This is a genomic window from Variovorax sp. FG153 (assembly GCF_057809595.1).
The window spans coordinates 12,846-24,938 of record NZ_JBMDKG010000031.1 but is presented as its reverse complement, the minus strand read 5'-3'; the positions used below and the strand labels follow the sequence as shown (position 1 = coordinate 24,938).

Genomic DNA, 12,093 nt, shown 5'->3' with positions numbered 1-12,093 from the left:
TCAGGCGTGGCCCAGCTCGGCGCAGCTGCGCATGCGCGCCTCGTCGGGCGCCTCGGTGGCGACGATGCGGAAGATGTCGTCCTTGCCCTTGGCCTGCGCGGCGGGCTTCGACTCCACGATCAGCACCGACTGCACCGACTGGTGGTCGCAGGCGCGGTAGTAGGTCGGCCCCTTGTAGGCGTCGCTTTTGAGGGCCTGCAGCGCCTCGGCCACGCGGTCGCTGTCGGTGCTTCCGGCCTGCTTCGCCGCGGCCAGCAGGTTGCGCACGCCCGCATAGCCCAGGCCCGCGTAGTCGGTCGGCGCGGTGCCGCCGTTGGCCGCGCGAAACGCCGTGTTGAAGGCGCGCGCCGAGGGCGTGCTCTCCTCCATGCCCCAGTAGTAGCCGGTGCCGCCGATGATGTCGGCATACACCTCGTGGCCGTCGACCATGCGGCCCGAGTGCATCAGGAGCGGCGCGATGATCTTCGACTTCTGCTTGACGCCGAAGTCGCCGGCCTGGCGGAAGGCGATCGACTGGTCGCGCCCGAAGTTGCAGACCACCAGCACGTCGGGCTTGAGCGCGAGGATGCGCGGGAAGTAGCTCGAGAAGTCGGTCTGGCCCAGCGGATGGCGGATGTCGGCCAGCACCTCGATGCCGAAGGCCTTGCCGGCCGCGAGGAAGCCGCGCGACATCTCGTGGCCGTAGGCGTAGTCGGCCGTGAGGAACACCACGCGCTTGCCCATCTTCGGGAAGGCGTAGCGCGCCACCGCGCCCGCGGTCATGTGCGGGTTCAGGCACTCGTGGAAGGTGTACTTGCTGAAGTCCTTGGCCTCGTTGATCGAGTCGGACTGGCTCACCGAGTTGTAGATGATCTTGCGCTGCTTCGTCGCGTTGTTGACCGACAGCTGCACCGCCGCCGACACCGAGCCCACGATGAAGTGCGCGCGGTCCTTCTCGATCAGCTCGACCGTGCGCGTGACGGCCTCCTGCGGGTTGAGCTTGTCGTCGCGCACCAGCAGCTCGGCGCGCCGGCCGCCGGCCGCGTTGAACTCCTTGATCGCGAGCTCGGCGCCTTGCTGCACGGCGCGCGCCTCGGCCGCGAAGGGTCCGGTCAGCGGGATCGGCAGGCCGACGCGGAACGGTTCGTTCTGTGCCAGCGCGCGCAGCGGCAGCGCGGCGCCCGAGGCCAGCAGGGCGCCGCCGGCGGCCTGCAGCACGGTGCGCCGGCGCAGCGAGGGGGAGGGAAGGTCGAGGGGCGAGGTCATGGCGTGTCTCCTTGTCGTTCGGGTCAATGCAAGCGATGAAGGCGCGGGCCCGGGAGCGCCCGCGCGGCCGGGGATCAGATGCGCCCGAGGGCGCGCAGCACCTTCTCGGGGGTCACGGGCTGTTCCGACACGTGGGCGCCGAAGGGCCGCAGCGCATCGTTGATCGCGTTGAGCACGGCGGCCGGCGCACCCGCCGTGCCGGCCTCGCCCGCGCCCTTGGCGCCGAGCTGCGAGGTGCGCGTGGGCGTCTCGATGTGGGCCACCTCGATGTCGGGCATCTCGAAGGCCATCGGCACCAGGTAGTCGGCCATGCTGCCGTTGCGCATCAGGCCGTGGTCGTCGTAGAGGCATTCCTCGTAGAGCACGCCGCCGATGCCCTGCACCACGGCGCCGCGGATCTGCTCGTCGACCAGCATCGGGTTGAGCACGCGCCCGCAGTCCTCCACCACCCAGTGGCGCAGCAGCCGCACGAAGCCGGTGTCGACGTCGACCTCGACGTAAGAGGCCTGCACGCCGTTGGTGAAGACGAAGGGATAGTCGCGCTGCGCATAGTGGCGCGTGACCACCAGCTCGGGCTGGAAGCCCGCGGGCAGCAGGTCGGGGCGGAAGTGCGCGAGCCGGCCGAGCTCGGCCAGGTCGGACAGCGTGTCGCCGGTGGCCAGGCAGCGCACCTCGCCGTGCGCGATCGTCAGGCCCTCGGCCGGCCGCTTGAGGTGCGCGGCCGCCAGCGCCAGGATGTGGCGGCGCAGGTCGCGGCTGGCGAGCAGCACGGCCTCGCCGCCGATGCCCGCGCCGCGCGAGGCCCAGGTGCCGCCGCCGTAGGGCGTGGCCGCGGTGTCGCCGGTCAGCACGCGCACCGAGGCCATCGGCAGGCCCAGCGTGTCGGCCACGATCTGCGCGAAGATGGTCTCGGTGCCCTGGCCCTGTTCGCCCACGCCGGTGGCGCAGTGCACCACGCCGGTGGGGTCGAGCCGCACGGTCGCGCCATCCTGCGCCGCGATGTGCGCGCCGCCCACGCCGTAGAAGGCCGGGCCGGGATTGGTCAGCTCGATCAGCGCCGCCAGGCCGATGCCGCGGTGCACGCCGCGCTGGCGCAGCGCGGCCTGCTCGCGGCGCAGCGCGCCGTAGTCCATCAGCGTCTCGATGCGGTCCAGGCAGGCCTGGTGCGACAGCCCCTCGAGCAGGATGCCCGAGGCACCCTGGCGCGGATAGCTGCCGTCCTCCATCACGTTGCGGCGGCGCAGTTCGAGCGGGTCGATGCCCAGCTTCGCCGCGGCCAGGTCGACCAGCCCCTCGGTCACGGTGCAGGCGATCGGATGGCCGACGCCGCGGTACTGGCTGGTCTGCACCTTGTTGAGGAAGGCGACATCGAGCGTGGCCTTGTAGTGCGCGTGCTTGTAGGGGCCGCCCGTGATGTTGATGACCTGGTTGCCCTCGATCGCGCTGGTGCGCGGGAACATCGAGAACGGGCCGATGCCCGTGAGGTCGTCGATCTGGAAGGCCAGCATGCGGCCGTCGCGCGCCAGCGCGAGCCGTGCCTTCACGCGGTGCTCGCGCGCATGCACGTCGGTGACGAAGGACTCGAGCCGGTCGGCGACGAACTTGACGGGCCGCCCCAGCAGCACCGAGAGCGCCACCGTCGCGAAGTCGTCGGCATAGGCATGCACCTTGATGCCGAAGGATCCGCCGACGTCGCGGCAGACCACGCGCACGTCGGCCTCCTGCAGGCCGAGCTGGCGCGCATAGAGGTCGGCCATCATGTGCGGCGCCTGGTGCGAGTGGTGCACCACGAGGCGCCGGCCGGTGGGCGTGAAGTCGGCCAGCACGGCGCGCGGTTCCAGCGTCACGCCGGTGTGGCGGCCGAAGCGGAACTCGTCCTCGACCACCACGTCGGCACCCTCGAACACCGCCTCCACGCCGCCGGTGTCGATCTCGCGGTGGAAGCACAGGTTGCTGCCGAGCTCGGGATGGATCACCGGCGTGGCGGCATCGAGCGCCGTGTCCATGTGCACCGCCGCGGGCAGCGGCTCCCATTCGACCTGGACCGCGTCGAGCGCGTCCTCGGCCAGGGCCCGGGTGCGGCCGAGGATGGCGAGCACCGCCTCGCCCTGCCAGGTGGCGCGCTCGATCGCCAGCGCATGCTGCGGCGGCGAGCGCATGCCCGCCAGGTGCTTGAGCGTGCCGACCCAGGGCGCGCAGACCGCCGCGAGCTGGCGGCCGTCGACGATGGCCGCGATGCCCGGCATGCGGCGCGCCGCCTCGGCATCGATGCGCACGATGCGCGCATGCGCGTGCGGGCTGCGCAGGTAGACCACGTGCAGCATGCGCGGCAGCTCGAGGTCGTCGACGTAGTTCGCGCGGCCCTGCGTGAGCCGCTGCATGTTGGGCCGCTCGACCGACTGGCCGATGTAGCGCTGCGCCTCGATCTCACGCACCGGCGCGGGGAGGGTGAGGTCGTTCATGCCGCGCTCCCCGCGGCGCCGCTACAGCCGCCGCATCGTGCCTGCCGTTCCTGCCCGGCCAGCGCGATCGCGTCGACGATCGCGTGGTAGCCCGTGCAGCGGCAGTAGTTGCCCGAGATCTGTTCGCGGATCGTGTCGCGGCCCGGGCAGGGCGTGCGTTCGAGCAGCGCATGCGCGGTCAGCAGCATGCCCGAGGTGCAGGCGCCGCACTGCGCGGCATTGCGCGCCGAGAAGCTGCGCTGCAGGTCGGCGAGCGTGCCGGCGTCGGACAGGCCCTCGATGGTCTCGATGCGCCGGCCGTCGGCCTGCACCGCGAGCACCAGGCAGCCGCGCGCGATCTCGCCGTCGATCAGCACCGTGCAGGCGCCGCACACGCCGTGCTCGCAGCCCACGCGCGTGCCCTTGAGGCCGAGCTCGTCGCGCAGCCAGTCGACCAGGTGCTGGCGCGGCTCCACGCGGCAGGCGTGCACCTCGCCGTTGACCTCGATGCGCACCGCGAGCTGGAGGTCGTGGGTGTCGGTGGTGTCCATCACTGGGCGGTCTCCGGTTGCAGCACGCGCTCGACCGCGCGCCGCAGCAGCACGCCGGCCAGGTGGCGCTTGGCCGCGGCGCTGCTGTGCAGGTCGGCGTCGGGCTGCATGTCCTCGTCGAGGCTCAGCACGGCCGCCTCGAGCGTGCTTTCGTCGGCCTGCGTGCCGGCCAGCCGGGTCTCGGCGCCGAGCGCGCGCATCGGCGTGTTGCCCATGCCGAAGAAGGCGATGCGCAGGTCGGACAGCCGGCCCTCGTGCACGTCGGCGGCCAGCGCGATGCCCACGATGGCGTAGTCGCCATGGCGCCGCGCGAGTTCGGCGAAGGCGAAGCGGCGCGCCGGGCCCGGCAGCGGGAACTCCAGCGCCACCAGCACCTCGTGCGCGCGCAGGTCGGTCTGGTAGAGGTCGATGAAGAAGTCGCCGGCCATCACGCGGCGCTCGCGCTGGCCGTCGCTCACGATCAGCTCGGCATCGGCCGCGAGCGCGCAGGCCGGCCACTCGGCCGCGGGATCGGCGAAGGCGATCGAGCCGCCGAGCGTGCCGCGGTTGCGGATCGCCGCATGCGCCACGTGCGGCGCGGCCTGCGACAGCAGCGGCAGCCGCTGCGCGATCAGTTCCGAGCATTCGATGTCGACGTGCCGCACCAGCGCGCCGATGCGCAGGAAGTCGCCGCGCAGTTCGATGCCGCGCAGCTCGGGCAGGGCGGCGATGTCGATCAGCAGTTGCGGCTTCGACAGCCGCATGTTGAGCGTGGCCAGCAGGGTCTGGCCGCCGGCCAGCACGCGGGCCGCGTCGCCGTGCTCGCGCAGCAGGGCCGAGGTCTGGGCCAGGCTCTGCGCGCGCAGGTAGGAGAAGGCGGGGGCTTTCATCGCGGGCTTTCCTGGCTCAGAACGCGCGGCTCGCGAGCCAGCCGATGCCGCTGCCGATCGCGAGCCACAGCAGGCGCTGCAGTTCGCCGGACCAGGGGCCGAAGCCGGCCGATGCAGTGGTGGCGCGCACGGGTGCCGCCAACGTGGGGGCCGGTTCGCGCCGTGCCTCGGGCATGTCCGCCGCGGCTTCGAGCACCTGCGCCGCGGGCTTGGGCGCGAGCTGCTCATTGAGCGCGAGAAAGAACTCGTCGGCCATCTTGCGTGCCGAGGCATTCACGAGCCGGCCGCCGATCTGCCCCAGCTTGCCGCCGACGGCCGCCTCGACCGTGTAGCTCAGCCGCGTGCCGTTGCCCTCGGTGGCGAGCGTGACGCGCGATTCGCCCTTGGCCATGCCGGCCGCTCCGCCGCTGCCCTCGAAGGCGATGCGGCAGCTCTGCGGCTCGACCACGTCGAGCCGGCGGATGCGGCCGCTGAAATGCGCGCGCACCGGGCCGATCTTGGCGAGCAGCCGCGCCTCCATCTCGTTCTCGCCGAGCCGGCGGATCTCCTCGCAGCCGGGCACGCAGCGCGCCAGCAGCTCGGGATCGTCGAGGGCACGCCAGACCGTCTCGCGGCCCGCGGGAATCCACTGTTCGCCTTGCAGTTCCATCCGTCGTCTCTTTCCTCGGTGGCGCACCGGGAGCCGGTGCCGTTCGCATGGGCCGGAGTATTTAACGGGTGGTCAATAAGATCATTGGTACTTACCATGAGGTAAATTGCGATCCTCCAACGACAACACCGAAGACAACAGCCGCTTCATGAAAGACGCATCCGAAGACCCGAAGAACGTGGCCGTCAAACCCGCGCGCCAGCGGCTCTCGACCGAGGACCGCGAGCGCCAGATCCTCGACGGCGCGATCGCCTTCTTCTCGGAGCGCGGCCTCGACGGCCAGACGCGCGAGCTGGCGCAGCAGATCGGCATCACGCATCCGCTGCTCTATCACTACTTCCCGAACAAGCGCGCGCTGATCGAGCGCGTGTACGAGGAGGTCTACCTCGAGCGCTGGCAGCCCGAGTGGGAGGAGTGGCTGTCGGACCGTTCCACCCCGCTCGAAGCGCGGCTGGTGCGCTTCTACGGCGCCTATGCGCGTGCGATCCTCACCAAGGAGTGGGTGCGCATCCTGGTGTTCTCGGGGCTGTCCGACGGCTACGTGCCGGGGCAGTACATGGAACTGCTCAAGGAACGGCTGTTCCCGCACATCTGGCGCGAGATGCGCCACGAGCTCGGCCTCACGGGGCGCGCCAAGCCCACCGAGCGCGAGCGCGAGCTGATGTGGGGCATGCACGGCGGGATCTTCTACATCGGCGTGCGGCGCTGGATCTACGCCGAGGCCATGCCCGAGGACCTCGACGCGGTGCTGGCCGACCGCGTGCGCGCCTTCATGCTGGTGGCGCCCGAGGTGTTCGGCCGCAAGGGCGCGAAGCCCTCGGCCTGATCGCGCCGAAGCGGGTGCCGCTTTCAGATGCATTGGTCATAGCCATATCGCAAACGCTTCGTTGGTGAGCGCGCGGCGACTCCCTACAGTGCGGCCTGCACTTTTCACAAGGAGTTACGCATGTCGATCCTGAGCCGCTGGTGGCGAGCCGCCTCCCTTGCCACGCTGACCTTCATCGCGAGCGCCCCCGTGGCCGTCGCCCAATCCACGGCCGAAGCCGGCGAGGCGCTGGTGTCGACCGAGTGGCTCGAGAAGAACCTCAGGAACGCCAGGGTGCGCGTGATCGAGGTCAGCGTGAACCCCGGCCTCTACGAGCGCGGCCACATCCCCGGCGCGGTCAACTTCTCGTGGCACAACGACCTCAACGACCGCGTGCGCCGCGACATCGTGAGCCAGGCCCAGTTCGAGAAGCTGCTGTCGGCCGCGGGCGTCGACAAGGACACCACCGTCGTGCTGTACGGCGACAACAACAACTGGTTCGCGGCCTGGGGCGCCTGGGTGTTCGAGCAGTACGGATTGAACAACGTCAAGCTGCTCGACGGCGGCCGCAAGAAGTGGGAGGCCGAGAACCGCGCGCTCGAGAACCGCACGCCCGAGTACGCCGCCACCGCCTTCAAGGCGAGCCGGCCCGACCCGGCGCTGCGCGCGCGCCTGACCGACGTGGTGGCGGTGGCCGACGGCAAGTCGGACACCCGCCTGGTCGACATCCGCTCGGCCGACGAATACAGCGGCAAGATCTTCGCGCCGCCGGGCGCGGCCGAACTCGCGGTGCGCGCGGGCCACATCCCCGGCGCGGCCAACGTGCCCTGGGGCCGCGCGGTCAACGAGGACGGCACCTTCAAGTCGCCGGCCGAACTGAAGGCGCTCTACGCCGCCGCGGGCATCGACGGCAGCAAGCCGGTCATCACCTACTGCCGCATCGGCGAGCGCTCGAGCCACACCTGGTTCGCGCTGCACCGCATCCTCGGCTACAAGAACGTGCGCAACTACGACGGCTCGTGGACCGAGTACGGCAACGCGGTCGGCGTGCCGGTGAGCAACCCGAGCGGCACCGTCTGGGCATCGAAGTGATTCGAGGAGAGAAGAAGAACGAGGAGGGTTCGTGAGTCACCAGGAGTTGGGTGGCCGTCCGCCGGAAGCGCGGACGGCATTGGGCGAGCCTTCGGGCTCGTTTTTTTTGGATGGCACGGGCGCGGCGCGCTGGCCCGCGCTGGCCACGGCGTTGGTCGTGCTGGTGCTGCTCGCGGCCGGCGTGCACCTGCTCGGCGAGCGCAGCGGCGGCCGCGCGCTGGCCTTCGCGCTGGGCATCGGCGCGGTGCTCGGCATCGTGCTGCAGCGCTCGCGCTTCTGCTTCTATTGCCATGCGCGCGACTACTTCGAGCGCGGCGACGCGCGCGGCCTGCTCGCGATCGTCGCGGCGCTCGCGGTGGGCACGCTCGGCATGCACGTGGTGATGAGCGGCTGGCTGCCGGTGCCGCAGCCGGGCCGGCTGCCGCCCGATGCCCACATCGGCCCGGTGAGCTGGGCACTGGTGCTCGCGGGGCTGGCCTTCGGCGCGGGCATGGTGGTGTCGGGCTCGTGCATCAGCGCGCACTGGTACCGGCTCGGCGAGGGCTCGCCCACCGCGCCCTTCGCGCTCGCGGGCGCGGCGCTGGGCTTCGTGCTCGGCTTCAACACCTGGAACCCGCTCTACAGCGCGACCATCGCCACCGCGCCCGTGCCCTGGCTGCCGCATCACCTGGGCTATGCGGGCTCGGCCGCGTTGCAGCTCGCGGTGCTCGCGCTCGCGAGCGCGCTGCTGTGGCGACGCCTGCCGCCCGCGCGGAACGCCGCGGTGCCCGCGAGCTTCGGCGCCGCGCTGCGCGCGCTGCTGCGGGGGCGCTGGCCCTATGTCTGGGGCGGCCTCGCGGTGGGCGCCATCGCCGTGATCGTGGTGCTGCGGCTGCGGCCGCTGGGCGTGACGGCCGCGCTCGGCAGCGCGGCGCGCGCGGCCGGCGAAGGGCAGGGCCTGCTGCCGCAGCGGCTCGAGGGCCTCGACGGCTTCGCGGGCTGCGTCACGGCCGTGGCGCAGAGCCTGTGGCAGACGCCGAACGCGCTGCTGGTCGGCGGCCTCGTCGCCGGCGCCTTCGCGGCCGCGCTCGCGAGCGGGCAGTTCCGGCCCGCGTGGCCGCGGCCGGCGCAGGTCGCGCGCGGGCTCGGCGGCGGCCTGCTGCTCGGCTGGGGCGCGATGACCGGCCTGGGCTGCACCGTCGGCAACCTGCTGTCGGGCACCATGGCCGGCGCGCTCTCGGGCTGGGTCTTCGGCGCGGCCGTGCTGCTCGCGGTCTGGGCCGGCCTCAAGCTGCGCTGGGGCAACTGAGCGGCATTCCAGGGCCGCGCATATCGAAGCACGCATTCCTTCTTTGTGCCATGCCCGCGCCGTTGATACGGTCGGTCCTCTTTTCTTTCTTTGCAGCAGAGGACACGCGACATGGGCGCCAGGGATTTCGAGCGGCAGCTTCTTTCGGGCGCCGATGGCGGCACGCGCCACGAGGCCGACGTGCTGGTGATCGGCGGCGGTCCGGCCGGCGCCTGGGCCGCGGTGAGCGCGGCCGCGCGCGGCGCGCGCGTGCTGCTGGCCGACAAGGGCTTCTGCGGCACCTCGGGCGCCACCGCGCCTTCGGGCACCGGCCTGTGGCACGTGCCGGCCGAAGGCACGGCGCGCGAGGAGGCCAAGGCCAGCCGCTTCGCGATGGGCGGCCAGCTGGCCGAGCACGCCTGGATGGACCGCGTGCTCGAGCAGACCTGGACCAACGTCGAGACACTCAAGGAATGGGGCTATCCGTTCCCGGTCGACGACCAGGGCGCGCTGCGCTGCACCTCGCTGCAGGGCCCCGAATACATGCGGCTGATGCGCAAGCGCGTGAAGGCCGCGGGCGCGCGCATCCTCGACCACAGCCCGGTGCTCGAGCTGCTGGTCGACGAGCACGGCACCGTCTGCGGCGCCACCGGCGTGAACCGGCAGAGCGGCGAAAGCTGGGTGGCGCGCGCCGGCGCGGTGGTCATCGCCACCGGCGGCTGCGCCTTCCTGAGCCGCGCGCTGGGCTGCAACGTGCTGACCGGCGACGGCCAATTGATGGCGGCCGAGGTCGGCGCGGCCCTGTCGGGCATGGAGTTCTCCAATGCCTACGGGCTCGGCCCGGCCTTCTCGTCGGTCACCAAGTCGCTGTTCTACAACTGGGCCACCTTCTACACGGCCGACGGCGTGGCGATCGAGGGCGCGGGCTCGTCCAAGGGCCGCGGCGTGATCGCGCAGACGCTGCAGGCGCAACCCGTCTACGCCTGCCTCGACCGCGCCGACGCGCAGATCCGCGCCTGGATGCGCACCGCGCAGCCGAACTTCTTCGTCTCCTTCGACCGCCAGGGCATCGACCCCTTCACGCAGCATTTCCCGGTCACGCTGCGGCTCGAGGGCACGGTGCGCGGCACCGGCGGCCTGCACCTGATCGACGACAGTTGCGCCACCACCGTGGCCGGCCTCTATGCCGCGGGCGACGCGGCCACGCGCGAGCTGATCTGCGGCGGCTTCACCGGCGGTGGCAGCCACAACGCGGCCTGGGCGCTGTCCTCGGGTTTCTGGGCCGGCGCCGGCGCGGCCGACTTCGGGCGCGATGCGCGCGCGCGTTCGCAACGCGCGGTCCTGCGCGCCGGCGGCGTCGCGCTGGCCACGCGCGGCGCGCAGGCCTGGGACAGCCAGGCCGTGGTGCGCGCGGTGCAGGCCGAGGTCTTCCCCTACGAACGCAACTGGTTCCGCGAAGGCGACGCGCTGCGCGATTCGCTCGCGCGGCTCGACGCCCTGTGGGAGCGCCTGCGCCAGGGCGCACCGGCCGCCAGCGCGGCCGACGCCGTGCGCGCGCGCGAAGCGGCCGCCATGCTGGCCACCTCGCGCTGGATGTACCGCAGCGCGCTGCAGCGCACCGAGACGCGCGGCATGCACCGCCGGCGCGAGCATTCGGCCATCGACCCGAGCCAGCGCCATCGCCTGCTGAGCGGCGGGCTCGACGAGGTCTGGGTGCAGCGCCATGCCGTGCAACGGCGCGCCGAGGAAGAGGTGGCCGCATGATCGAGCTCATCAGCGCCGAGCGCTGCACCGCCTGCAACATCTGCGTGAGCGCCTGCCCGACCAACGTGTTCGAGGCCGTGCCCGGCGGCCTGCCGCGCATCGCGCGCCAGGACGACTGCCAGACCTGCTTCATGTGCGAGCTCTACTGCCCCGAGGACGCGCTCTACGTCGCGCCGATCGCCGACCGCGGCGCCATCGCCGAGGAGCGCGACGTGGCCGCGCAGGCGCTGATGGGCAGCTACCGCCGCGACATCGGCTGGGGGCGCGGCCGCCAGTCGACGGCCTCGGCCGACGCCAGCTTCGAACTGCTGCGGCGCGCGCACTGATGGCGGCGCCTGTCGATACCGGCCGCCGGCGGCTGCTGCGCGGCGCCGTCGCCGCTTCCGCGGCCACGCTGCCGCTGTTCTCGATCGCGCAGGGCGCACCGGGCGCGGGCGTGCTGCGCCTGGGCTACATCGGTCCGGGCAGGAAGCCCGCGGCCGCCACCGGCTGGGCGCTGCGCCAGGGCCTGTTGCAGCGCGAACTCGCGCCGCTGGGCTTCAAGGAGGTGGTCACGCGCAACTTCCCGAACGGACCCGACCTCAACGAAGCCTTCATCTCGGGCGTGCTCGACGTCGGCATCTACGGCGACACGCCCGCCGTGGTCGCGCGCTCGCGCGGCCTCGATGCGCGGCTGATCGGCTTCGACACCGTGGGCATGAACGTCTGGCTGCTCACGCCGCGCGACGGCGTGCGCAGCGTGCGCGAGCTCGAGGGCCAGGCCATTGGCGTGGCGCGCGGTTCCTACATGCACCGCTACGTGCTGGGCCTGCTCAAGGAGCACGGCCTGCAGAAGTCGGTGAAGGTGATCCACATGTTCCCGCGCGACGGCGAAGCCGCGCTCGACCAGCGCTCGATCGCCGCCTTCGCGGCCCAGATCGACGTCGGGCCGCTGCTCGCATCGCGCGGCTACCCCGTGATCGACGAGGCCGACCGTCATCCCACCCTGCGCGGCACCTCGGTGATCGTCGCTTCGTCGAAGCTGCTCGCCACCGCGCCCGGCCTGCCGGCCGCCTGGACCCGCGCGCGCCGCGCGGCCATTGCCGAGATGCGCGCCGACAGTGCGGCCTACTACGCCTTCCATGCCGAGGTCAGCGGCTTCCCGCTCGAGGCGGTCAAGGCCTCGCATCCGCTGAGCCAGTATCCCGAGGCGGCCTATCCGGCCGAGGGGCTGGGGCTCATCGAGGAGGTGAAGAAGTTCCTGCTGGCGGAGAAGCTGGTGACGCAGGACTTTGCGTTGGCGCAGTGGCAGTGGGCGTCGCGTGAGGGCATAGAAGGCTGAACGCTCCAAACCGTTCGGGCTGAGCCTGTCGAAGCCTCGCGCGGCGCTTCGACAAGCTCAGCGAGAACGGTTTTTGAGCGGATGCGTGT

The 12,093-nt window shown here is 72.0% G+C and carries 11 protein-coding genes; 6 read left to right on the top strand and 5 right to left on the bottom strand.

Features of this window, described 5'->3' with window-relative positions:
• The 5 genes from ACODT0_RS27650 to ACODT0_RS27630 form a co-directional block, all read right to left on the bottom strand.
• Positions 1-1,245 (bottom strand): ABC transporter substrate-binding protein, encoded by a 1,245-nt coding sequence (locus tag ACODT0_RS27650; protein ID WP_489042804.1) that lies wholly within the window; start codon positions 1,243-1,245, stop codon positions 1-3.
• Positions 1,246-1,319: 74 nt separating this feature from the next.
• The gene (locus ACODT0_RS27645) at positions 1,320-3,707 is read right to left on the bottom strand and encodes a xanthine dehydrogenase family protein molybdopterin-binding subunit (RefSeq protein ID WP_489042803.1); all 2,388 of its coding nucleotides are present in this window, start codon (positions 3,705-3,707) and stop codon (positions 1,320-1,322) included.
• Positions 3,704-4,237 carry a (2Fe-2S)-binding protein gene (locus ACODT0_RS27640; protein WP_261210874.1) on the bottom strand — a complete coding sequence of 178 codons (534 nt, stop codon included), beginning with the start codon at positions 4,235-4,237 and terminating at the stop codon, positions 3,704-3,706. Before ACODT0_RS27640 ends, ACODT0_RS27645 begins: the two co-directional genes overlap by 4 nt.
• Positions 4,237-5,106, bottom strand: coding sequence for an FAD binding domain-containing protein (locus tag ACODT0_RS27635; protein WP_208509302.1), 870 nt, complete (start codon positions 5,104-5,106; stop codon positions 4,237-4,239). The genes ACODT0_RS27640 and ACODT0_RS27635 overlap by 1 nt, the downstream gene beginning before the upstream one ends.
• Positions 5,107-5,122: 16 nt before the next feature.
• Positions 5,123-5,755 (bottom strand): SRPBCC family protein, encoded by a 633-nt coding sequence (locus ACODT0_RS27630; protein ID WP_489042802.1) that lies wholly within the window; start codon positions 5,753-5,755, stop codon positions 5,123-5,125.
• A gap of 148 nt (positions 5,756-5,903) precedes the next feature.
• Between ACODT0_RS27630 and ACODT0_RS27625 the strand changes: the two genes are divergently transcribed.
• From ACODT0_RS27625 to ACODT0_RS27600, 6 genes are all read left to right on the top strand, one after another.
• Entirely contained in the window at positions 5,904-6,581 is a 678-nt protein-coding gene (locus ACODT0_RS27625) for a TetR/AcrR family transcriptional regulator (RefSeq protein WP_261210871.1), read from the top strand.
• Positions 6,582-6,701: 120 nt separating this feature from the next.
• A complete protein-coding gene (locus ACODT0_RS27620) occupies positions 6,702-7,652 on the top strand; it encodes a sulfurtransferase (protein ID WP_489042801.1) in 951 nt (316 codons plus the stop codon).
• A 106-nt stretch (positions 7,653-7,758) separates the two neighbouring features.
• On the top strand, positions 7,759-8,940 hold the full coding sequence (locus ACODT0_RS27615) for a YeeE/YedE family protein (RefSeq protein ID WP_489042800.1): 1,182 nt from the start codon (positions 7,759-7,761) through the stop codon (positions 8,938-8,940).
• A 111-nt stretch (positions 8,941-9,051) separates the two neighbouring features.
• Positions 9,052-10,683 (top strand): FAD-dependent oxidoreductase, encoded by a 1,632-nt coding sequence (locus ACODT0_RS27610; RefSeq protein WP_489042799.1) that lies wholly within the window; start codon positions 9,052-9,054, stop codon positions 10,681-10,683.
• Complete coding sequence (locus ACODT0_RS27605) at positions 10,680-11,009, top strand: 4Fe-4S binding protein (protein ID WP_489042798.1); 330 nt, start codon at positions 10,680-10,682, stop codon at positions 11,007-11,009. Before ACODT0_RS27610 ends, ACODT0_RS27605 begins: the two co-directional genes overlap by 4 nt.
• Complete coding sequence (locus tag ACODT0_RS27600; RefSeq protein WP_489042797.1) at positions 11,009-12,004, top strand: ABC transporter substrate-binding protein; 996 nt, start codon at positions 11,009-11,011, stop codon at positions 12,002-12,004. Before ACODT0_RS27605 ends, ACODT0_RS27600 begins: the two co-directional genes overlap by 1 nt.
• Positions 12,005-12,093: the final 89 nt, after the last annotated feature.